Annotated in this window: 20 protein-coding genes; 17 read left to right on the top strand and 3 right to left on the bottom strand. The window is 55.6% G+C overall.

Translation table 11 applies throughout. From position 1 onward, the window contains the following. From FE782_RS22215 to FE782_RS22200, 4 genes are all read left to right on the top strand, one after another. Positions 1-636, top strand: a complete 636-nt coding sequence (locus tag FE782_RS22215; RefSeq protein WP_138196537.1) for a pentapeptide repeat-containing protein — start codon at positions 1-3, stop codon at positions 634-636. A gap of 81 nt (positions 637-717) precedes the next feature. After that, entirely contained in the window at positions 718-1,062 is a 345-nt protein-coding gene (locus FE782_RS22210) for an ASCH domain-containing protein (protein WP_138196536.1), read from the top strand. A 176-nt stretch (positions 1,063-1,238) separates the two neighbouring features. Beyond that, complete coding sequence (locus FE782_RS22205) at positions 1,239-2,420, top strand: M20 metallopeptidase family protein (RefSeq protein ID WP_338016911.1); 1,182 nt, start codon at positions 1,239-1,241, stop codon at positions 2,418-2,420. Further along, the gene (locus FE782_RS22200) at positions 2,420-3,199 is read left to right on the top strand and encodes a creatininase family protein (RefSeq protein WP_138196535.1); all 780 of its coding nucleotides are present in this window, start codon (positions 2,420-2,422) and stop codon (positions 3,197-3,199) included. Before FE782_RS22205 ends, FE782_RS22200 begins: the two co-directional genes overlap by 1 nt. A 250-nt stretch (positions 3,200-3,449) precedes the next feature. On the opposite strand, the gene FE782_RS22195 is transcribed toward FE782_RS22200, so the two are convergent. Then, complete coding sequence (locus FE782_RS22195; RefSeq protein WP_138196534.1) at positions 3,450-3,875, bottom strand: DUF2935 domain-containing protein; 426 nt, start codon at positions 3,873-3,875, stop codon at positions 3,450-3,452. 173 nt (positions 3,876-4,048) lie between these two features. On the opposite strand from FE782_RS22195, the gene FE782_RS22190 reads away from it, so the two are divergent. Together FE782_RS22190 and FE782_RS22185 are read left to right on the top strand one after the other, a co-directional pair. Continuing rightward, positions 4,049-5,524: a protein adenylyltransferase SelO gene (locus tag FE782_RS22190; protein ID WP_138196533.1), complete on the top strand. Its 1,476-nt coding sequence runs from the start codon at positions 4,049-4,051 to the stop codon at positions 5,522-5,524. A gap of 94 nt (positions 5,525-5,618) precedes the next feature. After that, positions 5,619-6,110 carry a DinB family protein gene (locus FE782_RS22185; protein ID WP_138196532.1) on the top strand — a complete coding sequence of 164 codons (492 nt, stop codon included), beginning with the start codon at positions 5,619-5,621 and terminating at the stop codon, positions 6,108-6,110. 74 nt (positions 6,111-6,184) lie between these two features. Here FE782_RS22185 and FE782_RS22180 read toward each other — a convergent pair whose 3' ends face one another. Further along, positions 6,185-8,686: a WG repeat-containing protein gene (locus tag FE782_RS22180; RefSeq protein ID WP_238392611.1), complete on the bottom strand. Its 2,502-nt coding sequence runs from the start codon at positions 8,684-8,686 to the stop codon at positions 6,185-6,187. Between the two features lie 69 nt (positions 8,687-8,755). Then, on the bottom strand, positions 8,756-9,661 hold the full coding sequence (locus FE782_RS22175; RefSeq protein WP_138196530.1) for an aldo/keto reductase: 906 nt from the start codon (positions 9,659-9,661) through the stop codon (positions 8,756-8,758). A gap of 154 nt (positions 9,662-9,815) precedes the next feature. On the opposite strand from FE782_RS22175, the gene FE782_RS22170 reads away from it, so the two are divergent. From FE782_RS22170 to FE782_RS22120, 11 genes are all read left to right on the top strand, one after another. Then, positions 9,816-10,391, top strand: coding sequence for a sigma-70 family RNA polymerase sigma factor (locus tag FE782_RS22170; RefSeq protein WP_138196529.1), 576 nt, complete (start codon positions 9,816-9,818; stop codon positions 10,389-10,391). Further along, positions 10,381-11,367, top strand: a complete 987-nt coding sequence (locus FE782_RS22165; RefSeq protein WP_138196528.1) for a hypothetical protein — start codon at positions 10,381-10,383, stop codon at positions 11,365-11,367. The genes FE782_RS22170 and FE782_RS22165 overlap by 11 nt, the downstream gene beginning before the upstream one ends. A gap of 207 nt (positions 11,368-11,574) precedes the next feature. After that, positions 11,575-13,815, top strand: coding sequence for a helix-turn-helix domain-containing protein (locus tag FE782_RS22160; protein WP_138196527.1), 2,241 nt, complete (start codon positions 11,575-11,577; stop codon positions 13,813-13,815). 197 nt (positions 13,816-14,012) lie between these two features. After that, complete coding sequence (locus FE782_RS22155; RefSeq protein ID WP_138196526.1) at positions 14,013-15,569, top strand: extracellular solute-binding protein; 1,557 nt, start codon at positions 14,013-14,015, stop codon at positions 15,567-15,569. A 77-nt stretch (positions 15,570-15,646) separates the two neighbouring features. Continuing rightward, positions 15,647-16,558 (top strand): ABC transporter permease, encoded by a 912-nt coding sequence (locus FE782_RS22150; RefSeq protein WP_138196525.1) that lies wholly within the window; start codon positions 15,647-15,649, stop codon positions 16,556-16,558. Further along, on the top strand, positions 16,552-17,418 hold the full coding sequence (locus FE782_RS22145) for a carbohydrate ABC transporter permease (protein WP_138196524.1): 867 nt from the start codon (positions 16,552-16,554) through the stop codon (positions 17,416-17,418). The genes FE782_RS22150 and FE782_RS22145 overlap by 7 nt, the downstream gene beginning before the upstream one ends. A gap of 41 nt (positions 17,419-17,459) precedes the next feature. Further along, positions 17,460-18,734, top strand: a complete 1,275-nt coding sequence (locus FE782_RS22140) for a Gfo/Idh/MocA family protein (RefSeq protein WP_138196523.1) — start codon at positions 17,460-17,462, stop codon at positions 18,732-18,734. 16 nt (positions 18,735-18,750) lie between these two features. Then, a complete protein-coding gene (locus tag FE782_RS22135; RefSeq protein WP_138196522.1) occupies positions 18,751-20,655 on the top strand; it encodes a DUF4962 domain-containing protein in 1,905 nt (634 codons plus the stop codon). Between the two features lie 202 nt (positions 20,656-20,857). Further along, positions 20,858-21,601, top strand: coding sequence for a hypothetical protein (locus FE782_RS22130; protein WP_138196521.1), 744 nt, complete (start codon positions 20,858-20,860; stop codon positions 21,599-21,601). Between the two features lie 3 nt (positions 21,602-21,604). After that, a complete protein-coding gene (locus FE782_RS22125; protein ID WP_158299503.1) occupies positions 21,605-23,692 on the top strand; it encodes a TnsB C-terminal domain-containing protein in 2,088 nt (695 codons plus the stop codon). Positions 23,693-23,785: 93 nt separating this feature from the next. Continuing rightward, on the top strand, positions 23,786-24,709 hold the full coding sequence (locus FE782_RS22120; protein WP_138196519.1) for a TniB family NTP-binding protein: 924 nt from the start codon (positions 23,786-23,788) through the stop codon (positions 24,707-24,709). Positions 24,710-24,711 lie beyond the last annotated feature (2 nt).

The following is a 24,711-nucleotide window of genomic DNA, read 5'->3' as shown; positions in this document are numbered from 1 at the left end:
ATGAAAACGAAACTTGAAAAACCGAAATTACCGACGGAGCTGCAACCGCTCGAACCGATCCGCTCGCTCGAGCCGAGAGAGGAAATCGGCGGCGGATTGTTGGAAAACGTCTCGATCGACGGTCAAGAGGCGACCCGAGTTTCATTCGATAAAATGCTGTTACGCAATGTCACGGTGACGGAATCGTCCTTGGAACAGCTTGAGCTGACCGATGTCGTCTTCGAAGGCTGCGATTTGTCCAACGTCGTCATGTCGGGTGCGTTCATGCTCAGATCGGAGTTCATCGACTGCAAGCTCATCGGAACGGACTTCTCGCAGAGCAGGCTGCAGAACGTTAGATTCGTGAACTGCTTGAGCGACTATTCGAACTTCCGATTCGCGAATTTCAAACAAGTGAGCTTCGAGGATTGCTCGTTGCCGAGCGCCGATTTTTATTCGTCGACCATTAAAAATTTGAACTTTACGCGCTGCAATTTGGATCAGGCTGCGTTGAACGGCACGAAGCTCAAAGGAGTGGACCTTAGCGACAGCCGCTTCGACGTCGTGCACGTCAATCTCGACGACTTGGACGGGTGTACGATATCGGCGGATCAAGCCGCGGCTTTCGTCGGGCTGATGGGGATGGTCGTGCGATAATCCGGTCGGCCTAAGGCCCTTTTTTGGTGAATGGGGTCCGGTTGTGATACAGTGTGGGAACGAACGCGAAGGAGGAAGCCCATGTCGGAAGTGGAAGCTCAAGACGTTTTGCCGCCGAAGACGTGCTCGATCGAGAAGCTCGTCACGAAGGAAGCGGACATCCGAAAGGTATTAGCCGGCACGAAGACCGCGACGCGCCGCAACGGGCGGTACGCGGATGTCGGGGAGACAATGTCGCTGCAGGGGCGGGATTTCGTGGTCGAACGCGTGTATCGCCAGTCGCTCGGCGACTTGACGGACGCACATGCAAGACAGGAAGGCTACGACAGCGTGGAGGAATACAAGCAAGCGATCCTCTCGTACCACCCCGGCATGCCTTGGCTGCCGCACATGAAGGTGTGGGTGCACGAGTTCCGCGAGGTTTGAGCATATGGGTTTGGGAAAAGGACGGCAAGTCATTCGATAAGAATGGCTCTGCCGTCCTTTTTCGCTTCTTCGATCTTAAATAATGTTAGAGAACTTCGAAAAAAATGAACATGTTCCTCTGATATGATGAGAAAAGGCAGGTTCGAAGATCATTGACGGGGAAGGACTGTGGTATCGTGGCGGAGGGGAAACGGATGCTCGAGTCGTCGAAAGCGATCGCGGAACTAATGATCGCCTGGAGAAGGGATTTCCACCGAAATCCGGAGTTGGGGTATGAGGAACGCCGGACGTCCGGCATTGTCGCCGACCATCTAAGAAGCCTAGGTCTGGAAGTCCGAACCGGAGTCGGGAAGACGGGCGTCGTCGGCCTGCTGCGAGGCGCGGAGCCGGGACCGACCTTCTTGCTGCGGGCGGATATGGACGCGCTGCCGATTCCGGACGCGAAGGCGGTGCCGTATCGTTCGACGGTAGAAGGCAAGGCGCATCTTTGCGGGCACGACGCCCATACGGCAATGCTGATGGGAGCGGCGAAGCTGCTCGCGGAGCGAGGCTTAGGGCGCGGCAGCGTCAAGTTCATGTTCCAACCGGCCGAGGAAGCGGGAGCGGGGGCGAAGGCGATGATCGAGGACGGCGTGCTGAACGATCCGAAGGTCGACGCCGCGGCGGCGCTGCACGTCTCGCCTTACCATCCCCTCGGGAAGACGGCGGCCTCGATAGGGCCCGCTTGGGCGGCGACCAACGGACTTCGCATTAACATCATCGGAAGAGGCGGACATGCGGCGAGCCCGCACCATACGATCGACTCGATTCCGATCGCGGCCCAAGTCGTTACGGCGCTGCAGCAAATCGCAAGCCGACAGGTCGATCCGCTCGACTCGGTCGTCGTGACGATCGGGCAAATCAATGGAGGCTTCGCCATGAACGCCATCGCGCCGGAGGTCGAGCTTCTGGGCACGGTGCGAACGTTGAACCCGAAGCTGCGCGAGCAGATGCGCGGGAAGATCGAGTCCATCGTCAAAGGCGTAACGGAGGCGTTCGGCGCACGGTACGAGCTTGAGCTGCGGGACGGGTATCCGGTCGTCGCGAACGATGACGCCATGTACGAACGGTTCGCGCGAACGAGCGACGAAGTGATGGGCGCCGGCAATCGGGAGAAGATCCCCCCTACGATGGGAGGCGAAGATTTCGCATTCGTCGCCGGACGCGTGCCTGCCGTCATGTTTCGACTCGGCACCCGGAGCGGGGACGACACCGCCTACCCGCTTCATCATCCGTCGTTCGATCTGGACGAAAGCGCGATGCCGTTCGGCGCGGCGATGCTCGCCTCCCTTGCGATCGACTACTTGGAGGGGCTCTGATGCTGAACCTGTACAGCACGAAGCGGGATTTTCAAACGCACCCTTGCCATACGGCCGTCCTCCCCGTCGGCGCGATCGAGCAGCACGGCAGCCATCTGCCGGTCGGAACCGACGCGATCATCGCGGGGGAAGTCGCGTCCCGGTTGGCCGAACGGCTGGACGGGTACTTGCTGCCATGCTTAAGCGTGTCCTCCTCCATCGAGCATCGGGAAGCGAAGGGGACCGTCTATTTGCGAGCGGATACGCTCGCGCTCGTCGTACGGGACATCGCGGAGTCGCTCCGGTATACGGGCTTCCGGCGGCTCGTCGTGTTCAGCGGCCACGGCGGCAATTGGATTCTGAAGCCGACCGTGCGGCAGCTGAACCGAGATTTCCAGGAACGAGGCGCGGCGATGGAGGTGGTTCTCGTTCCTTCCAATATCGCGTTGAAGCGGCAGCACGAGGTGGTGCGGCAAGTGCAGCATGACCTTCACGCCGGGGAGAAAGAAACCTCGATCATGATGTACTTATGCCCCGAGCATGTCGACGAGTTCGTTCCGGAGCAGCACCATACGACGGCGCCGCAAGATTTTATGGATTACTTCGACGTAACGGACATCACGGAAGACGGGTATTGGGGGAATCCGGAGGATGCGACGGCGGAGAAGGGGCGGAGGCTGCTCGAGCTGACGATCGAATGTACGTTGGAATATTTGGATGCGATCGGCCGGGAACGGGAGAGAATCGCGGCGAGATCGCGAACGGAAGACGAAGGGGAATCGGCGGCGAATATTTACTAAGGATGCGTTTTTTTGTATTAAGGTGGTATATTTCTTCATGCGTTGGGCCATAATGTCACTTAGAGCACAAGGATGTCTTCTTTCCACACCCCTTAACGCGAGAAATCATAGGTTGTCTCCACCAAGGAACGGTTTGTAGGGTAATTCGATATTGCGTGTTCGGCTCTGCCCTCGCGGCAGGGCCTTTTTTACGTTTTCAGGATGGAAAAAGAAAGGAGCGCGCCGCCTCCGGCCCGCTCCATCTGTTCGCCTACGCCGAGTACAACAGCGTCTGGGCGATGCCCACGAAGTACTCGGATTCTCGAATAATATGATTGATGACGACGACGGCGGTCGGGTTGCTCTGCACCGGCGCGCTGTTTTCCTTGACATGCCGACAGAACTCGATAAATTGAAGGCTTTGATTCAAGCAACCCTGCACCAGTTTCATAACCTCTTGGTGCAGCGCGGGGGACAAGACGCCCCCGGAACGAACGACGGACTCGATGAATCGAACGACGGTTTGATGCGTCGCCGACAAGACGTTCTCCCATTGCTCCAACGCATCGACGTAAGGCTGTTCCAAGCCTGCGACCAACTCGCGAATGACGACGGTATGTTCTTCTTCCTGATGCTTCCAAAACTCCGCTTCATCTAAGATTCTAAGCGGCATCTGATTGCCATAATAAAACTGCATCCTCTTCACCTCCCGATCGATCCCATTCCACCCTATGAAGCCGTTCCGGCGATTAGAACGGCCGGACGCGCTCGGCCGGAGGGTGAATGAAATTTCCGGATCGGAGGAGAAGTCGGGTATACTTCAGGTATCGACAAATTCACAATCCAACGTAGGAAGAGGGGAACCGAAAGATGAAAGATAACCCGACGCGATCGGATGTCGGATGGAATTTCGATAACAGCTATGCGCGGCTTCCGGCGACGTTCTATGCCAAGCAGCCTCCCGTTCCGGTTCGTTCGCCCGAATGGGTCGTCTTGAACGAACCGCTCGCGTCCGCGCTAGGGCTGAACGCCCAAGCGCTTCGATCCGCGGAAGGCGCGGAGACGCTTGCCGGTAATCGGGTTCCCGAAGGGGCCGACCCGTTGGCTCAAGCGTACGCAGGCCATCAATTCGGACACTTCACGATGCTGGGAGACGGCCGCGCCTTATTATTGGGCGAGCAGATCGATCCGTGCGGCGGGCGGTTCGACATTCAGCTTAAGGGCTCGGGGAGAACGCCGTTCTCCCGCGGGGGCGACGGGCGCGCCGCGCTCGGACCGATGCTGCGCGAGTATATCATCAGCGAGGCCATGCACGCGCTCGGGATTCCGACCACGCGGAGCTTGGCGGTCGTGAAGACCGGACAGCCCGTCGTGCGCGAAGAAGAACTGCAAGGCGCCGTGTTGACCCGCGTCGCGGCGAGCCATCTTCGCGTCGGCACGTTCCAATACGCCGCCGGCCGGGGCGGGGCCTCGGAGCTGCGCGCGCTCGCGGATTACGCCCTGCAACGACATTACCCGCAGATCGACGAAGTGAGCGGGAACCGTTACCTCGCGTTGCTGCAAGCCGTCGTCGAGCGGCAGGCCGCACTCATCGCCAAGTGGCAGCTCGTCGGGTTTATCCACGGCGTCATGAACACGGACAATATGACGATCAGCGGCGAGACGATCGACTACGGCCCGTGCGCCTTCATGGACGCGTACGACCCTGCGACGGTGTTCAGCTCCATCGACAGGCAAGGCCGCTATGCGTACGGCAATCAACCGCCGATCGCCGCTTGGAATTTGGCGCGATTGGCGGAAAGCTTGCTGCCGCTGCTGCATGACGACGAAGACGAAGCCGTGAAACTAGCGGAAGGGGCGATCGCCGGCTTCGCCGAATCGTTCCGGCGGGAATGGCTGTCGGGGATGCGAGCGAAACTAGGCCTCTTAGGCGAAGAAGCGGAGGACGAAGCGCTGATCGAAGAGCTGCTGAGCCTCATGCAGCAGCTTCGAGCGGATTACACGAATACGTTCCTCGCGTTAACGTTCGATCGGGGGGAAGACGAGGCGTTGTTCGGCACGTCGGAGTTCGCGAACTGGCAGAAGAAGTGGAAGGCGAGAGTGGACCGGCAGCCGGAAGCGAAGGACGCTTCGATCCGGTTGATGCGGAGCAGCAATCCGGCGGTCATTCCGCGCAATCATCGAGTGGAGGAGGCGCTGGAAGCCGCGGCGAACGGGGACTACAGCATCATGGAACGGCTGCTTCGCGTTCTGTCGACCCCGTACGCGCACGCCCCGGAACAGGCGGAATACGCCGCGCCGGCTGCGAGATCCGCTCGTCCGTACCGCACGTATTGCGGGACTTGAAGCGTTCGGCGACGGATGTCGCGACATTTGCGAAGCCGGCTCGCGGAATGGTATGCTTTTCCTGAAAACGGACACCAGAAGGAGCGATATTCGGATGTATCGAAGCTTGAACGATTTTTTTCAGGATTGGGCTCAGGAAGAGGCGCTTACGCTGAAGGTGCTCGAGACGTTGACGGACGCGTCGCTGCCGCAGGCGGTATCGGACGGGAAGAGAACGCTCGGAGATCTCGGCTGGCACTTGGTCAGCAGCGTTAGCGGCATGCTCGGCGCCGGGGGACTGCAAGTGGAAGGTCCCGGGTTCGATTCGCCGACGCCGACCGACGCGTCCGAGATCGTCGAAGGGTATCGCCGGGTGAGCGAGAAGGCCGTCGCAGCGTTAAAGCAGCACTGGAACGACGAAAAGCTGTCGGAGAAGCTCATGTTGTTCGGCTTTATCGATACGACGTACGGCGGATTGTTAAACTTGATCGTACGTCACCAGATTCATCATCGCGGACAAATGACCGTCCTGATTCGCCAAGCGGGTCTCGTTCCTCCGGGCGTGTACGGCCCGAACGAGGAAGAATCCGCAGCGATGCGTCAATAACGATTCATCGGAAGACGACAACGCCCTCTACTCCCTTTATGGAGCGGAGGGCGTTGCGCATTTTCGGCGGCGGGTCAGTGGAACGATTTCCAAAACTCCCCGTTCGCATCGATCACGTCGCGCAGCTGATCGAACGGGATATGGAACGTCGGGAAGCCGGCCGCGTACGGTCCGATCTCGTACGGTTGGAAATACAGATGCAGGGCATCCGCCGTGACATAGAACGGTTGATCGGGCTTAATGCCCTTGTAGCTGTCCGGGAACAAGAAGTCGTATTGCGGGTCGGTCTTGATTTGTTCCCCGACGATGTCGCTTAGCTTCTTGGCGTAATCGCTCCCGGGGAGGAACAAGTCCTTGAGTTCGTAGAAGCGGCCGTTCTTCAGATCGAGGTGCGCGTAGACGAGCGTCGGCATACCGTGCGCCGCTCCCCAAGGATAGTCATATGCGTTCAGCTCCACCACGAGCAGCGAACCGCGGAAGAACGGGATTTCGAAATCGCCCGTATAGCTGGACTCGAGCTGCCCGGACGGCACCGGCTTCACTTCCGCCAGCTCGCGGAGACGTCGGTTCGCTTGCTCTTGCGCGGCGGCGTCGGACATGCCTTCCACCTGGGGGTAGTAAACCAGGTAATCCCGGTTCGGCTTGTATTTCAGCTCCTTCACGACGTACGGCGGCGAGAGCGGAATCGTCGTATTCGGCGACCAGACGACGCTGCCGAGCCGCCGGTCGTAATAGAACGTACGCTGGTCGATATTCGCTTGGATGATGTCGCCGTGCCGCGTCAGCGTTCCGCTGCCGTCGAAGCGGGGGTAACCCGCCGCCGGCTTGCCGTCGCGCCCGATGAAGTACGTCCGGGCGTCGTCGGACACGGAGGCCAACCCGTCTTGGAAGTCGTTCACGGCATAGAAGCGGAAGTCCGTCAGCAGGCGGCCGTCGTTCGCGTCGGCGATCGCGTACTTCGACCCGATGAACGGCTGCTCCGGATCGGTCGCCTGCCCGAGCGCGACGCGGCCGTCGCCCAGCGGACGAACCTCGTTATACTTCGGTTCGACGACGAACGCGCCCGTTCGGTCGATCAGCCCGTACTCGCTCTTGAAGTCTTCCGCGACGTTCACGACCGCGCGGCCCGCTTGGAACGGCCGCGCCTCGGAATACCGCGGTTCGATGACGATCTTCCCGGCTTCGTCGATATAGCCGTACTTCCCGTCCGTTTCCTTCCGGAACGGAAGCAGACCGTCTCCCGGGGCGCCGACGTAGTCGTACCGATACGTCGCCTTCCGCTCGCCGTTCGGCCCGATGAGCGCATATTCCCCATCGGCGACTTTCACGATCGCCTTCCCGTTCGCGAAGTCGTTCCCCTCTAGGAAGGTTGCGGGAATGACCTCGCCGCCTTCCCGATCCAAGTAGCCGTAGAGATACTTATCCCCTTCCTGCGCGGAAAAGAGCGCGCGTCCTTCGCTGTATTTGGCGATGAAGGGGTACGCCTTCTTCGTCAGGACGCGCCCGTTCTCGTCGACGACGCGAGCGCCTTCGCGGTCGAACGCCGTCGCCCGTCCTTCGGCGAACGAATCGAGCCATTCGTATTCCGCCGGAACGACGAGCCGTCCGGACGCGTCGATCGCGCCGTACTTGCCGGCCAGCTGCACGACGGCGCGGGCATCCGCGAAGTCCGTCGCATACGAATACGTCGGCGGGATCCGCCACGCGCCTCGCTCGTCGACGAAGCCCCATCTCGTGCCGCCGACCTCCTTCACGGAGGCGGGGAAGAGCGCCGCGGCGCGGGTTTCCCCGAACGGAACGCGCATGCCGGCGGCCGTCGCGGCAATGGCCCCTGCGATGCGGTTCCGAAGCGCCGTCAACGTCTCCTGCGACGGATACGGCGCATCGATCGAGAGGGCGCGGTCGACGGCGCGCAGCGCTTCGTCCAGGTTCCCAGCTTTCTCCTGCGCATCGGCTAAGTAATACCAATATACCCGGAAGTCCGGGTGCCGCGAGACGAGCTCGGCATAATACGCCGCGACCCGGCCGAAGTAATACGGATATACGTCCGTCGCGGGAAGGAAGCGATTGCGATCCCAGCGGAGGACGTCCACGCGATATGCTTCGGCGGTGTCGTGAATCCATAGAGCGAGCTCCGCCTTCCGAGCGTGTTCGGGAGCGCCGGGGAAGTCGCCGACCTCCAGACGGCTGTAGCTGAAATCGGAGGGCGCCAGATCGACGAGCCCGTGCGGCGACCAAGCGTAGACGGACAGCTTCGCCCAGGCGGCGCCGATGCGCCAGCCGACGACCAGATTGCCGGGATAGCGTGCGACGATCGGCGCGACAAGGAACGCTTCGATGTCGTAGCCGGGACCCTTCGCGACGGCGACGACGCGCCAGCCCGACATGTACCGCTTCAACACCATAAGATACAGCCCTTGCCCCTGGCGGTACGCAGCAACGACCTCGGGCATGCCGTCTCCGTCCAAGTCAGCCTCGCGGGCGAGCGCCTGCGGCGTTGCGCCGCCGCTAAACAGGAGCTCCGCCTGATGCGGTAAGTACGCTTGTACAAGCCGAATGATTACATGCTCTTGCATTCCCATGCCAACACCTCATTGTCGTATTCGACACAGCGTATGTCGGGAATGCGGGATTTGTGCCTAGGTTTACCGGTGCGCCGCGTAACGGTTGACCTTGCTGAACCCCCGAATGCGCTCGAGCTCCTGCGGCGTCAACGGCGGAACGGAAGCCGCCGCCAGGTTGCTCCGCAATTGCTCGAGGGAGCTCGCTCCGGGGATGGCCGTCGCTACGGCCGGATGCGCGAGCGAATACCGCACGGCCAGATGCGACATGGCGCCGCGGGTGTCGGAAGACATCGCTCGGAGCCGCTCCCGAAGGTCGAGCAGTTCCTCGAGGCTGTAATCCATTGCGCCCTTGGTCGGCGTCTTCGCTTCCGCCAGCGCGCCTCCGGCGAGAGGGCCGCGGGCGATGACGCCGATTTCACGCTCTTGAAGCAGCGGCAAGATCTCCTCCTCGGCTCGGCGATCCAAGATGCTGTATTGGTTCATGACGCTGACGATGTTCGACCTCCGGGCGTATTCCCGGACGACGTTCGGCCGGATGGAGGAGATGCCGTAATACCGGATGACCCCCTCCCGGCGCAGCTCCTCGAACGCTTCGATCGTCTCGTCGATCGGGTCGTCGATCGTGCCGCCGTGAAGCTGATATAAGTCGATATAGTCGGTGCCGAGCCGGCGCAGACTATCCTTCACGGCGGAACGGATGTACGCCTTCGACGGGTCCCACGTCCAGCCTTCGGCTCCGGGAACGCGCCGGTTGCCGACCTTCGTCGCGACGATGACGTCGCCGCGCCGGCCGGCGATCGCCTTGCCCACCAGCTCCTCGTTGCGTCCTTCGTCGTACAAATCCGCCGTGTCGAGGAAGTTGACTCCGCGGTCCAACGCCTCATGGACGATCGAGAGCGCCTTCGCTTCGTCCGTTCCCAACGACATGCATCCCAATCCGATCTCGCCGACCATCAGGTCGGAGGTCCCCAAGCGATTGCGCTTCATGTTATCGCTCCTTCCGGTTTGTCGATCCGTATGTTCTTATTATAGTAGGAAAATAGATCGTCTTCGAATATCGGAGGGAAATGCCGCCCGGCATCGAACCTTTCGGCCGAATCGGACCAATACATAGTGAAAGACGAATAGGAGGCCGGCCCCTATGAAGGAAGAGGTTGAGAACCATATCCCGCATCTGAAGGAGGGAGACGAGCAAGCGTTCCGGCATATCTACGAGGCGACGAAGGACGAGGTGACTCGGACCGCAGCATTCTTGGCGAATCGGCCGAGCGATGTGCCCGATATCGTGAGCGAGGTATATGTGGAGCTGATTCGCTCGATCGATTCGTACAACGAGAAGCTGCCGTTCCGCCAATGGCTATACGGCCTTACGGCGAGACAGACGGCGAATTGGAATCGGAAGGTGTGGCGGTATTTCCGAATCGCGGAGAAAGAAAAAAGGTATATATCGTCGCCCGCCGCCAAGATCCCCGAGGAAATCTGGCTCCGTAAAGAAAGGCGTCTGGAGCTGACGGACCGCGTGAGAAGATTGTCCGGCAAGCTGCGCGCGGTGGTGGTGTTGCGTTACTACCACGAGATGAGCTTTCCGGAAATCGCGGAGACGCTGGCCATACCGATCGGCACCGTCAAGTCGAGACATGATCAAGCGCTGAAGAAACTGAAAGTTTGGACGGAAACGAAGACGGAGGAGAAGGAGTCGAAAGCACATGTCTATTGATCGTCGTTTGCAAGCCGAGCTTCGGCAAGAAGCGCTGCAGGTGCGCGCCGCTCCCGCTTTGGACGCTAAGGTGTATCGTTCGGCGATCCCGGTCCTCGAGTGGAAGCGACAGGCCCGCAACACCCGGGAGCCGGGGCGCCGAACGTATTGGAAATCGGCGATGATCGCCGCTTGTATCTTGATCGTTCTAAGCGGATTCGGCTACGGAATGCAGCGCTTATACCAGTTGAACGGGCATGAAGTCCGACTGCAGGTTTATTCCGATACGAGTCTGCAGCTTACGCGGATCGGCGCCGACGAGGTGCGTCGCGAGGCGGAGCGGGTGAAGGCGGAGTTGCCGGTCGGGGGGAGCGCCGTCGTCTACTTCGCCGCTTTCGCGGAGGAACGTCATCCGATGCTTAGGGAAGTTCCAGGCGTTGGCGTGAGCCGCCAGGAGCAGGTCCGGAATTGGACGGAGTGGAACGGGATCGCGGAGAAAACTTCCGTTTCGCTTCGCATCCCGGAACGGTTAGCCGGCGGATTTTCGTTCGCTTCGGGGTTCTTGGGAGTTCCCTTCGGAGGGCTGTTAGGACCTGAAGGGGCGCAGGCATTAAAGGAGCTGAAGAAGCTTGGCGAGAAGACAGGGGACCGCATCTTATGGAAGGCGGTGGAGACGGAGCCGCTCGTCGCATCGTTCCTGACGACGGAATACCGTAATGACGCCGGCGAACAATTATTTTTGACCGCCCAACTTCTTCCCGCGGGATCGGAGCTCTCGCTCGCGACGAATGCCAAGGAGCACGCGCCGACGGCGTCGAACGGGACCGAGATTCAATACACAAGCTCGTATCATATGTTATCTCCGACGGGTACGGTTCAAAGTGTGACTTGGGTCGGCGGAGAAGAGGAGAAGCCGGTGGTGTACCAACTCGCCGCCGCTTCCGAACGATGGACCGCCGGCGATCTCGCGTCATTGATCGAGGAACTGATTCCATAGTTGTATACCTTGAAGACCGGACGCGGAGGCGGCCGGTCTTTCTCTGCGCTCCCTTACGAGTTCTGGAAAGCCTCGGCGCATCGGATCGCGCAGCGAAGCGGAGCGGGTTATTGTCAGCACCGGAGTTCTTTAGTAACATGGGAATAATCGATCCTCGACCGCATCCCGCGCACAGAACCGGCAGTTGACAGAAAGTGAGGATGACCCGTGCCGAAGCTCCGCCGACTCCGTCAAATTCGAATGAGATCCAATTCGCTGTTCCTGCGATTGGTCGCGGGATTTCTTTGCATCATCCTGCTGCTGGTTTGTTTGACCTCGTACGCCCTCTCCGTGTCGAAGAGCAACGTTCGACATGAGATCGTGAAATACAATACGCTCATGCTGCGGAATACGATGGAAAATTACGAGAACCACTTCGAAATCATAACGAAGCAGATGTATTTTTTCTACTTCAGCGATAACGTTCAGCGGCTGCAAAGCGATCCTCGTTATACGTTTTTTCCCAAGGTCATCTCGGACATTCTAACGTGGGTGGGCAATCCGAACCTCTATATTAACAATATCGTGTTTTATGCTCAGAATAGCGAGCTCGGCCGGTTCGCGGTCGAGAAGGGGACGAGCTCGTCGAACGATACGATGTTCAAGGCGTTCATGGCGAGCGAACGGTATCCGCTGGAGTTCTGGGAACAACAATTCAACGAATCTTATACGCAACGCATGTTTCCTGCAGATACGTTTTATTCGAACATCTTTGAAGGTCGGAAGGAGACGCTCGGGAATTACATCCCGATGGTCTTCAAACGCGCGGACAACCACGATTTTTATATGGTGGTCTTCCTCGATGCGGCGAAGATGTACAACGCCTTCCACCAGGCGTCCAACGACGATCTTGTCATTTACGACGGTCGAGGACAAGTGATTTATAACCGCGCCGCGAACGAGGAATATCCTGCGCTCGAAGAGCTCGCGTCTAGGAATTCCGCATTCATCCAAGATGACAAGTATCACTTCTATATGAAGGATCCCTCGAGCGGGTTGACATACTTGCATCGCCTCCCGGCCGCGCAGCTGGCGTCTCAGACGCAGCTGAACTTCACCGTCGTCGTCGTCGTCATCGCGGTCATCGCGCTCAGCGTCGTTATGTCGTTGTTCCTCGCCGCTCGTATAAACAATCCGTTCCGGAAGCTGATCGATTCGATTCGCGGTCCCGGAGAGGGCGAACAGTACCGCTCGAGTATCCGGGAATTCGACATCATCGGCAGTCAGCTGCGTGACAAGAACCGATTAATGAAGCAGTGGGCATTCCTAAATCACTTGAAGGATATCCGCGACAGCGAGTACGATCGAGCGAAGCTCGAATTTATCGACAAGCCGTACGTGTTCGTACTGTTCCACGTTATCGAGAAGAATAACGCGGCGTGGCCGGAGGGCACGTTCCAGAGTTGGCTATATTATATGAAGGTATTTATCGAGGACAAGCTGAACCGATCGTTCCCGGATGCGCTAACATTCCAGACCGAATATAACCAAATTCTAAGCATGGTCTTCATCGAAGACGGAGACGAGCTGCATGCGCTTCTGCGCGACATGAAGGCGGTGTTCGATCAGGACCGGGACAGCGGTACGATTACGATCGCGGTCACATCGACGTACGACAGCTCCGATCAGATGAACGCAGCGTACCGGGAAGTGAGGGAACGGATCGAGGAGCGGCTGCTCGTCGACGAGACGCAAATCGTGAGCGCGGCGCCGACCGGTCCGGTCGAGCTCGCGTTCACCCAGGAGCAGGACGTTCAATTCCGCGCGAATATCCGCGAAGGGAACGAGGAAGCCGCCTCGAATATCGTGCGGAACTTCTTCTCGGAATGGCGTTCCCCGGCGGCGACGGCCGCGACGTGGCATCGATTCGCCGAACGGGTGGAGGAACGAATCCGGCTTGCGGCGCTGGAGAGGATCGGCCTCCCGAGGCTGGACGAAATCTTGGCCAACAGCGCGGACAAAATTTCGCGCTGCGTCACCGTGGCGGAGCTGGAGCGTCAGCTCCTGGAATGGGTAACGTTAACCGCCCATGCGGTACAAGAGAAGAAGGCGGAACCGAAGGATGCAGTGACCTCGTTCGTCATCGATTACGTACAGAACCATATGGCGGAGGAGATTTATCTGGACGCGCTGGCCGAAAAGCTGAATCTAAGCAGCGGTTACCTGTCCTCTTACTTTAAGGAGAAGACCGGCACCAATATCGTGGAGTACGTGAACGAGACCCGGATCCGGAAGGCGGCGGAGCTGCTTTTGGATACGCGAATGAAGGTGCAAGAGGTGGCGGAAGCCGTAGGGTACCGCAACATTACGTCCTTCAATCGAATGTTTAAGAAATACACGGGGCTCCGGCCCAGCGATTATCGCAAAGGCGACCACGACCGCCCGGACGGCGAAACGACGTCAGGATAACCAGGCATACCCTGGGCCTGCCGTCGTTTTTATCTTTTTTGGGGAAAAGTGAGCCTTTTTTCATCTATCCGAAAAAAGTGCAACCGACGACGACAACGGCTTATTTACCCTCTAGGCGCCGGGCGTCTACGATGGGAGCAAGCGAGAGGGGCGCGACGCCCGCCGCAAACATACAACAAAAAAGGACGGGATCAGATTTGAAAACAAATAAGCTGACTTTATCGTCGTCGATCCTTCTGCTGGCCCTTTTGGTCAGCGCTTGCAGCGGAGGAAGCGGATCGGCTCCCGAGGAAACCGAGCCGACGGAACCCGCGGCGCAGGGCGAGCAGCCGGAACAGCCGGAACAGCCGGCGGAGCCGGCGTTGCCTGAAGAGGCGACGATCCGCATCCTGACGGAAAACAGCACGGCTTGGCCTCCGAAGGAAGATTGGGGCGTGTGGAAGTGGGTTAAAGAAGAAACGAATATTACGGTTAAACAAGAATTGATGACGGGTCCGGAATCGTTGGCCCTGGCCATCTCCTCGGGCGACATGCCCGACATTCTGTCGGTATTCCCGAGCGAAGTTTCGAAGTATGGTCCGCAAGGCGCGTTCGTCGATTTGTCGCAGCATATGGATAAGATGCCGAACGTGAAGGCGTTCCTCGACGCCCACCCAGGCGTGAAAGAACGCGTCGTCACGCCGACCGGCGAAATCTACAGCATCATCAACGACGGCGCGGGCGAAGGCAGCCAGATGGTATGGTTCTACCGCGACGATATTTTCGCGAAGCATAACCTGCAAGTGCCGAAGACGTGGGACGAATTGTACACGGTTTCGAAGCAACTGAAGGAACTTTATCCGGACAGCTATCCGTTCATGTTCCGCCACGGCATCGGCACGCTGGACACGTTCGGACCGTCCTTCAACTTCTATCCGGAAATTCATCCGGACCCGGCGGATCCGACGAAGGTTAAGTTCGGCCTCGAGGATCCGAACGCCAAGACGTTGGTGGAGACGCTGGGCAAATTCTTGGCCGAAGAGCTCATCCCCCCGGACTGGTTAACGATGGACTACAAGGCATGGACGCAATTTATGTCTAACAATCAGGCGTTCATCACGGTCCAATTCATCGGTCAGATCGAAATCATGAACAACCAGCTGCCGGAAGGCCAGCATCTGAAGTTCATGCCGCCTCCAATCGGCGTAGGCGACAAGCCGTACTTGCCGCGCGGCGGTACGGAAAGCTACGGTATGGCGGTGGCTTCCACGTCCAAGAACATGGACGCAGCGTTCCGTTACCTGGACTATGTGTTCTCCGAGAAGGGCAAAGACATTCAAAGCTGGGGCAAAGAAGGCGAGACGTATACGGTCGTGGACGGCAAGCGCAAGTTCAACGACAACTACAAGGAGCCTAACGACCTCCGTATCATCTCCGGCATCCAGACGGCCGCGACGTACGGCTGGTTCGACTTCAACGCATGGCTGTCGCTTGTGAAGGAAAGCGAGCAAGAGGCATATGTCGAAGCGCCGAAGTATCGCCACCCGGTCGCATATTCGCGCGCCGCGCTGACGCCGGACGAAGCCGCAGCGGTCGCTCCGCTGAACGACCAGATCTGGAAGTTCTGGACGGGCGAAGTCGCGAAGTTCATCTACGGCGAGCGTCCGATGAGCGAGTGGGAGACGTTCGTCGCCGATCTCAGCAAGAACGGCCTGAACGAAATCAAGGCGACGTACCAAGCTGCGCTCGATCGTCAAATCGCGAATACGAAATAATTTAGAAATAGGCAAGCCTCAGGGCCGGCGTTCTGTGGAGCGTCCGGCCCTGCGCCGCTTTCAGGAGGAGTGGAGCCATGAGACGTTTATCCGTCCTGGACCAGGTCAAGCGAGACCGAGTGTACCTGCTGTTGCTCGTACCCGCTTTAATACACTACATCATGTTCAGATACGCTCCGATGTTCGGGGTCGCGGTGTCCTTCATGGACTTCAATCTGTTCAAGGGATTTTGGGGAAGTCCATGGGTCGGCTTCAAGCATTTCGAGGCGTTCTTCACGAACCCGAACTCTTGGAACGTCGTTCGGAACAACCTTATCTTAGGCTTGTATAAGCTCATCTTTACATTTCCGGCGCCGATCATCCTCGCGATCTTGTTCCACGAGATGCGCTGGAAGAAATATCGGAGATTCGTTCAGAGCGTCAGTTATTTGCCGTACTTCTTGTCTACGGTCGTCGTGTCCAGCCTTCTGATCATGTTGCTGTCGCCGAGCACGGGATTTGTGAACAAAGCTCTCATATCCTTCGGGTACGAACCGATCTACTTCTTGCAGAAAGCCGAATGGTTCCGCACGATCTTTATCGCCTCCGATATTTGGGTCGGGGCGGGGTACGGGACGATTATTTTCCTTGCCGCGATGGCGGCCATCGATCCGCAGCTGTATGAGGCTGCGAGGATGGACGGCGCGGGTCGCTGGAAACAGACGATTCACGTGACGCTGCCAGGGATCATGCCAGCCATCGTCATCATGTTTATTATGTCGATCGGCAGCGTTCTCGAGATCGACTTCGTGAAGGCGTTCCTGCTCGGCAACCCGGCGAACATGGATACGGCTGATATCGTCTCAACCTATGTATACCGGCTCGGCATCTTGGGCGGCAGCTTCAGTCAAGCCTCCGCGGTCGACATTTCGATGGCGGTCTTCTCCCTCTTGTTGGTGTATACCACGAACCGAATCTGCAGGAGATTGGGGGACACGAGTTTATGGTAAAAAAGATCGGAATATTCGATGTCGTCAACTTCCTGCTGCTCGCTTTCGTGGCGATCGCTTGTCTGTTTCCGTTCTTTCACATGGCTTCGGTCGCGGTGAGCGCGCCGGAATATGTCGTTCGGAACGAGATCACCTTCTTCCCGAAAGGCTTTCAATTAGACGCTCTCAACGCGGTGCTTCAGGATCCTCGGTTGTGGGTCGGCTATCGGAATACGCTGATTTACGCCGTGCTCGCTCTCACGATTTCGATGTCGCTTACGATTTCGGCCGCCTATTCGCTGTCGAGGAAAAATCTGGTATTCCGCGCCCCGATCATGCTCATGATCGTCTTCACGATGATTTTCAACGGCGGCATGATTCCGTTCTTCCTCGTCGCGAGGTCGTACGGGCTGCTCGACACGATCTGGGCCGTGGTGTTGCCGAACGCGATCAATACGGTGTGGCTCATCATCATGCGGACGTTCTTCCAGAACTTGCCGAAGGAGATCGAGGAGTCGGGCCGCGTCGATGGGCTTTCGGATTTGACGATTCTGACGCGTATCGTCATTCCGCTTTCCAAACCGGTGTTGTTGACGATCGGGCTGTTCTACACCGTGGCCATTTGGAACGACTTCACCAGCGCGCTCATATTGCTACGGGACAGCACGATGTTCCCGTTACAGCTCGTCATCCGTAATTTGGTCGTCGTCGGCCAGGCGGGGGATGTGCTCGAGGCGACGGGCGTAGGCGGGAAGAAGGTCGTCTTGGATTCGCTCAAGTATGCGGTCATTCTGTTCGGCTGCTTGCCGCTCCTGATCATTTACCCGTTCATCCAGAAGCATTTCGAGCAAGGCGCGCTGATCGGCTCCGTGAAAGGGTAATCCGGAGTCTTCGGCCAGGCGCTTACAAAGGAGAGTACAACATGAAACAAGTCACGGCGATCGTCCTCGGGGCGGGCGGCAGGGGCAGAGCCTACGCGCAATATGCCCTGGATTTTCCGAATGAATTAAACATCGTCGCGGTCGCCGAGCCGGACGAGGCGAGAAGACGGACGTTCGCGGAGATGCACGGCATCTCGGAAGAGCGCCGTTTCGACGACTGGGAGACGTTGCTCTCCCAGCCTCGGATGGCGGACGCCGTCCTCATCTGCACGCAGGACCGGATGCATTACGAGCCTGCGATTCGCGCGTTGGAGCAAGGGTACCACGTGCTGCTCGAGAAGCCGATGTCGAACGATCTTCGCGAGTGCGTCTCGCTTGCCGAGGCGGCGAAACGGGTTGATCGAGTTTTCAGCGTGTGTCACGTCTTACGGTATACGCCGTTCTTCTCCACGCTTAAGCGAGTGATCGAGGAGGGGCGCATCGGCGACCTCGTCACGATCGACATGATCGAGAACGTCGGCTACTGGCATCAAGCGCATAGCTTCGTTCGAGGCAACTGGAGCAAGGCCGGGGAATCCAACCCGATGATCATGGCCAAGAGCTGCCACGACATGGACATCCTCGTCTGGCTCGCCGGCGCGGATTGCGCCAAGCTCACATCGTACGGGGGACTGCGGCACTTCACGAAGGAGAACGCCCCCGAAGGCGCGCCGCTGCGCTGCTTGGACGGCTGCCCCGCGCGCGACGAGTGCGCGTACTATGCGCCCGACATTTATTTCGGCGTCGAGGACGCGAAGGGGCTCGGGCTCGCGCTCACGAACGATCCCTCCGTCGAAGGCATCATGGAAGCGCTTCGCACCGGACCTTACGGCCGATGCGTCTATCATTGCGACAACGACGTCGTGGATCACCAGGTCGTCGCGATGGAGTTCGAGAACCGCATTACGGCGACGTTCACGATGACGGCGTTCACGACCGACGGCGGTCGCACCGTCAAGCTGATGGGAACCAAGGGGCAGATTCGCGCGCATATGGGCAAGGGCGTTATCGAAATTTCGGATTTCAAGACCGGACGGGTCGAGACGATTCAGCTTCCGATGGCCGCGCACGGCCATGGCGGCGGGGATCGCGGGATCATGAAGGATTTCTCGGAGCTCGTGCGAAGCGGCGGGAAGAGCGAGAGCGTGTCGTCGGCCGCCGTCTCCGTGCAAAGCCATGTCATGGCATTCGCCGCGGAGCGATCCAGGCTTGCGCATCAATCGATTCTGATCCGGGACTACATGAAGGAAGCGGTGGAAGGCGTATTTTCATCTTAGAGAGGATGAAGTGAAGTTGACGAAACACGTAAGGTTGAAAAGGCAAGCGATTTGGTCGTTGCTATTTTTCGTACTGTTCGGTTCGTTAAACTTTAGTCCCGCAACGCAAACTCCGACTGCGCAAGCGGCTGACTCCGGTTGGCCGGCCGACAAGCTCCGGGGATTGAACATGCCGTTCCGTCCGACGGACGGGCTCGTCACGACGCAAAATCCTCCGGATTTCAGCTGGGCGCACATCGCCGGCGCGAGTCAATATCAGCTTCAAGTCGGCCGCGACGCGTCGATGGCCGCGCCGGAGTTCGATGTGACGTTGAACGTGAACTACCATAACTTCCCGGTCACGTTCGACACGGGCATCTGGTACTGGCAGGTGCGGTATCGGACCGCAAGCGGCTGGTCGGATTGGAGTACGGTCCGCGAGTTCCGTATCGACGAGAACGCCGTGCCGTTCCCGGTTCCGGACCTTCAGGGCCTGATCAGTCAAGTAGAGGCGGGTCACCCCCGCATCTGGACGAACGCCGAAGACCTTGCGGCTTTCCGCGCGTTGCGACTGGAAGGCAAGTCGAAGCAAATCTTCGATACGCTCGAGGCGTCGGTCATCGCGAACCTCAATAAGAACGTTCCGAACGAGCCGACGTTCCCGTACATGAACAACGAGGTGCCGACGAGCTCCGCTCAGTTCGTAGAGGCGCAGCGGGTGCTGCGCAACTATTCGGAAGCGGCGCTCGGTCTGATGGTCGACAGCGCGTTCGCCTACCTGATTACGGGGAATGCGGCGTACGGCGCGGACGCGAAGTCCCGCCTCCTGAAGATCGCTTCGTGGAATCCTTTCGGCTCGACGAAATACGAAATTCAGGACCAAGTGCACCGCGCGATCGCGTACCGCTCGGCGATCGTGTACGACTGGATCTATGAGCTGCTTTCGCCGACCGAGCGGCAGACGGTTCAGAACATGATCCAGACGCGGACGGGGACGCTGATCGACAAGGTTCTCGTACAACACGCCATCCCGCAAAACCCGTACGACTCTCACGGCTGGACGACGATGGGGTATATCGCCATTATTTCCGTCGCGCTGATGCACGATCTTCCGGAAGCGGACGATTGGTTCGCCCGAACGGTCCCGGCCTATATCAACATCCTGCCGCCGTGGGGCGGGGAAGACGGCTCCTGGTCGCAAGGGACCGGCTATTGGCAATGGTCATCCTCTTCCAATAAAGAGTTGATGGATATCTTGCTTAGCGCGGGCGTCATCAACTTGTACGACAAAGCGTTTTCCAGAAACGAAGGATTGTACCCGTTGTACATGTTCCCGCACGGCAGCCCGACCGGCGTCTTCGGGAACGATGCCCATTACACGCCAGGCGCGCCGAGCGTTACGATGCTTAACCGCCTCGCGCAGATGTATCAGGACGTTAGGCTGAAATGGCAAGCCGAAGCGATCGGCGTTCCGACGACCGGGCTTCAGGAATATTTCTATGGCGATGCCGACCTCGGTTCGCGTCCGCCGATGGATTTGCCGAAGGGCAAGTGGTTCGAGACGACGGGCTACGTCGCGATGCATTCCGAGTTGTACGATCCGGATCGGACGTCGTTGTACTTCCGCTCCAGTCCGTACGGCAGCTACAGCCACGTGCAAGCCGAACAGAACTCCTTCATTATTCATGCGTTCGGCGAACCGCTCGCGGTCAAGAGCGGATACTACGACTTCTATGACAGCCCGCATCATCGCGGCTTCACGAAGCAGACGTTCTCGGCGAACGCGATTACGTTCGACGGACGCAGAGGCCAGCCGATCGAAAATATCGACGCCGACGGCGCCGTTCTCGGCTTCGCGACGCATCCCGACTTCGACGCCGTCACCGGCGACGCGTCGGCCGCGTACAAAGCGGATCTGACGAAAGCGATGTGTCATCTGTAACTTGAAATGTCACCGATCGGAAAATGATTTGTCACCATAATTGAATATCTGTGTCATCGCCCGAATCCTTATGATTCGGGCCTTTTTCTGTTCTTTTACATTTTTCCCGTGCCAATTTTAGCCTATTCAAAACTTGGAAATAATGAGGAATGTAATAGGGGGTGGCAATATCATCAATTGTCATTTTAAAGGGGGCGTGTTGGTGGATTGGAGAAATAAAATATCGTGGGATCATGAGGATCAGCTCTATGCTCCCAAACGGAAAGTACATAACAAGGGGAGTAGGGAGTTCAATCACGTTATTGGCTCAATCCCAAGCAGGAAGATGAGTAGACATATCTCTTACGAATCTTTGTGGGGGGAAGGTTTGTTTTATTATTTTCTTGAGATTGACCCATTGACAGTCAGATATTACCCACAACCGGTGATAGTTCACCATCAAAAGGTGAATCGACAGTTTGTGCTAGAGAAGAAAGAACATGTACCGGATACTCTTGTGTTTAGGAGAGGGTCAGTTCCACATCTATTCCAGATTAAAGGTGGGGACGAGATTATTGAACAGCAACCGCATCTTTACAGAGCTTGCTTAGACTATTGCAACGAAAGGGGCTGGAAATATTCGGTCGAACGACCGAAGACTCTCCCTAAAGTTGTTAAGGACAATCTTCAAATTATTATGCACTTTAAAAATCCAAGAGTTGATTATCCACTTTGGATACCAGAGATCCTGAAGAAAATGGCGTATTATGAAAATCCAACAGTAGACTATCTTGCAAGAAGTTTTAGCGCTAAAACAGACTTCAGAAACATCCTTCCTGCAATATACCATTTAATATTCCTTGGGGAACTCAGCACAAATATACTCGCACCGATTGGTCCATCAAGCGTGGTTAGATTAGGTGATTTATCACAAGAATTGCTCCCGTATGTGGGAATAGGAGAGTGAATGATGAGAACTATCCGTTTACAAATTGACGATGAATTTGAATGGCAGGGCGCAAAGTTCCATGTACATGCAATAGAGCCACCTAATGTTCTCATTTATCGAGAGGAAGGCGAAAGGAAACTCGTTAAGGTTAACTATTTATCTGTCATTACAGATAAAACATTCAAAATTGATGACAAGAGCTATCTCCACTTTAAGCGGAAAGAAGCAAAGGAAGATGTTTTAACAAGTGCACTATTGGATAGCTTATCCGATGAAAGGAGGGGACAGGCGTTTCAAAAAAAGGCGGCGATACTGCCGATCTTAATATATGATGAAGCGAAATCTGGCAATATGTATAGTGCCCAAACCTTCAATGAGAAGTTTGAATACTACTTCGCCCCAGGCGAGGACTTATACTCGCTAAAGAGAAAGGATCTTCTTGAGCGCATCGCACATAAATTCGGAAAATCTGAAAGACAAATTCAGCGATATTTAGCCGATTATAAGAAGGCTGAATCGGAACGGTCGAACCACGGTATTGAGGCGTTAGTGTCGAAGGCCCATTTAAAAGCCCATAATCGAAATGACGAATATGCAATCGAACTTACCCATCCAAAGAAAAAAGATATGGTATTGGACACAATTTATATTCGGTTAAAGCAACCGGAAAAATATGCTCCAATTCTTAAAGTTGCGTTAGAGAAATTTATTATAAAGAAGCGGCGCAAAGTAAATATCCTCCATGAGGATCTTGAGATTGCTTGTACACAAGCCGACTTACCTCCTCTGTCCTACGATACTGTATATAAGATCGTGAGCAGAATAGATAAGTATGTAATGGAGCGCGTCCATAAGGGCGATGTCGTAGATCCACAACTTGTACAGGAAAAAGCGGCATCTCAGTTTGCAAAAGCCCCGTTGCATTTAATTGAGATCGATCACGTCAAACTTCCAATCACATTAATTGATCCAGAAACAGGAGCAGAACTTGGAGAACCATGGTTGACTGTAGCATTTTGTGTATATACTCGAATGGTTTGGGGTCTGGATTTATCTTTTGAGGATCCATCCGGTCACAAAGTAATGAGAACGTTATTACATGGTCTGTTTTTCAAAAAAACGAAAGAGAGTTACGGGACACATAATGACTGGGAAATGCACGGTAAACCCTCAGTCATACTCATGGACAACGGTCCAGATTTTCAGAGTACATATGTAAAAAGTATGATTGAAGATGTACTCGAAGCTGAGGTAAGGTATCGGCCTATCGCAACTCCTAGATATGGCGGCAACATCGAACGATATTTCGGTACGATAAACGTGGCTTTTCTTCAAAAATTATTGGGTTATCGTGACAAGAGTACCTCGGACAAGGAAATACGTCAGGAAGCCAAGCTTGAGGCTATTTTAACGTTAGACAATTTAAGGGAATTGCTGATTCATTACATCACCGATGTTTATCATCATAGTGAGCATTCCGGTCTACCGTTGGAATGTAATACTCCCGCTGCAAGGTTGTATACTGCACTTGACGTCATGGGGAACCTTCCGGCAATTCCTGAAGAAGACGAAGCATATTATCGGATTCAACTGTTGCCCTCTGAATTGAAATCGTACCGCAGCGATGGCATACGATTAGAAAACGTCAAATATGCTTCGCAGGAAACTAGCGGGTTTATAAGCAGAAAACAAAAAAACAACTGCAAGGTAAAATACAATGTTGATGATATATCGCTAATATACTTGTTAGACCCAAGATCAAAAATATACGTTGAGGTTCCGTCAATTAGTCCACCGGCCGATGAAATTCGGGGAATGAGCAGGAAAGAGTACCAGGCCACTCGGAAAATACTTATTGAAAAAGGGAAACTTACGAAGCAACAAATACCAGGTTCCGAATTAATTAGGCAAGGAAAGCTTTTAATTAAGGAAAAATATAACCAAATGGTAAGTACGAATACTAAAGCAAGGCGCGCTGCATTGAGGCAAGGATTTAGGCTTCAAGTTGCTGGTGGAACCACTACATCAGAAACTATACAAAGGCAGGTTTCGAGCATTGAACAATTAGTAAAAAGAATAGATACCAAGCTTAATCAAGTACGTGAATAGCTATTTTGGAGAATATGGTCGAACCATATTCTCTTTTTCTTTTGTATTTCAAAACTTATTTTCGTAAATACTAAGTGAGAGGTGAGAACTGACATGGATAACCCATATAAAGCCCTTCAGAAAAGAATGCTTGGAGTATATGTCGAGCACTCAGAGGTTAAAAGGATTTGGGAACGATTGGATTATAACCGTTGGTTAAAACGAAATAGCCCGGTTACGACGACTTCTCCTATTTGCCTGTTTATTCAGGGTAAACCAGGTTCAGGGAAAACATTATGTGTAAAAAAATATGTTGAAAGAAATAAAAATTACACCGAGCAAGACCAAGAAGGGAACAAAACTGAAATCTTTCCGGTTCTTTTAATAACTATGCCAATGCCACTGACACAAAAAGAATTATACCTTAATATTTTAAGGGCCTTGGGAGTACCTGTAAATCCTGGAACTCGAGATATTGGAACAATCAAACATCAAGCATTTCAATTACTTCGAGATTTGAAGGTTGAAATGTTAATTATTGATGAACTGGATTATGCAATTAAATACCCTGATAGTACACGGCGACTAATCATGGAACATGTTAAGGATATTGCTAATACAGGTGATATATGTTTGGTGTGCGTTGGTACTCAAGAGACCGAAGTACTACGTACACTAAATTCCCAGCACATTAGAAGATATCCTAAAACGGTATTAAATCATTTTGATGAATGCGACGATCGGTTTGTGCAATTCATTAAGGAAATTGAGAACCAAGTCGCCTCACCAGTGAAACTCTATCTAAGTGACCAAGAGTTTGAATATCCTGCGTTAATACATCAACTTACAGGTGGGCTTGTTGGGTGGATAACTCCGATTCTGCAGGAAGCGTTTCGTATAATAGGTGTCCTAGATAACAATTTCAACGATTTTAGCCTTTTAAACAACTTGAATGCTTCAATACTGATTCAAGCGAGAAATAATGTCATGGGCGAATTTGCCGACGAAGATATTAAAAAAATATTCTCACAATCATAATT

Origin of the sequence: Paenibacillus antri (genome assembly GCF_005765165.1) — a bacterium.
Lineage (GTDB): Bacteria > Bacillota > Bacilli > Paenibacillales > YIM-B00363 > Paenibacillus_AE > Paenibacillus_AE antri.
This window is presented reverse-complemented; position numbering and strand designations above follow the sequence as displayed.

Coding starts and splice junctions, on each gene's coding strand:
- FE782_RS22175 (WP_138196530.1), bottom strand. CDS start 9,661: ATGAAGCGCAATCGCTTGGGGACCTCCGACCTGATGGTCGGCGAGATC.
- FE782_RS22145 (WP_138196524.1), top strand. CDS start 16,552: ATGGTAAAAAAGATCGGAATATTCGATGTCGTCAACTTCCTGCTGCTC.
- FE782_RS22165 (WP_138196528.1), top strand. CDS start 10,381: ATGTCTATTGATCGTCGTTTGCAAGCCGAGCTTCGGCAAGAAGCGCTG.
- FE782_RS22125 (WP_158299503.1), top strand. CDS start 21,605: ATGAGAACTATCCGTTTACAAATTGACGATGAATTTGAATGGCAGGGC.
- FE782_RS22170 (WP_138196529.1), top strand. CDS start 9,816: ATGAAGGAAGAGGTTGAGAACCATATCCCGCATCTGAAGGAGGGAGAC.
- FE782_RS22200 (WP_138196535.1), top strand. CDS start 2,420: ATGCTGAACCTGTACAGCACGAAGCGGGATTTTCAAACGCACCCTTGC.
- FE782_RS22120 (WP_138196519.1), top strand. CDS start 23,786: ATGGATAACCCATATAAAGCCCTTCAGAAAAGAATGCTTGGAGTATAT.
- FE782_RS22195 (WP_138196534.1), bottom strand. CDS start 3,875: ATGCAGTTTTATTATGGCAATCAGATGCCGCTTAGAATCTTAGATGAA.
- FE782_RS22140 (WP_138196523.1), top strand. CDS start 17,460: ATGAAACAAGTCACGGCGATCGTCCTCGGGGCGGGCGGCAGGGGCAGA.
- FE782_RS22185 (WP_138196532.1), top strand. CDS start 5,619: ATGTATCGAAGCTTGAACGATTTTTTTCAGGATTGGGCTCAGGAAGAG.
- FE782_RS22210 (WP_138196536.1), top strand. CDS start 718: ATGTCGGAAGTGGAAGCTCAAGACGTTTTGCCGCCGAAGACGTGCTCG.
- FE782_RS22180 (WP_238392611.1), bottom strand. CDS start 8,686: ATGCAAGAGCATGTAATCATTCGGCTTGTACAAGCGTACTTACCGCAT.
- FE782_RS22150 (WP_138196525.1), top strand. CDS start 15,647: ATGAGACGTTTATCCGTCCTGGACCAGGTCAAGCGAGACCGAGTGTAC.
- FE782_RS22190 (WP_138196533.1), top strand. CDS start 4,049: ATGAAAGATAACCCGACGCGATCGGATGTCGGATGGAATTTCGATAAC.
- FE782_RS22215 (WP_138196537.1), top strand. CDS start 1: ATGAAAACGAAACTTGAAAAACCGAAATTACCGACGGAGCTGCAACCG.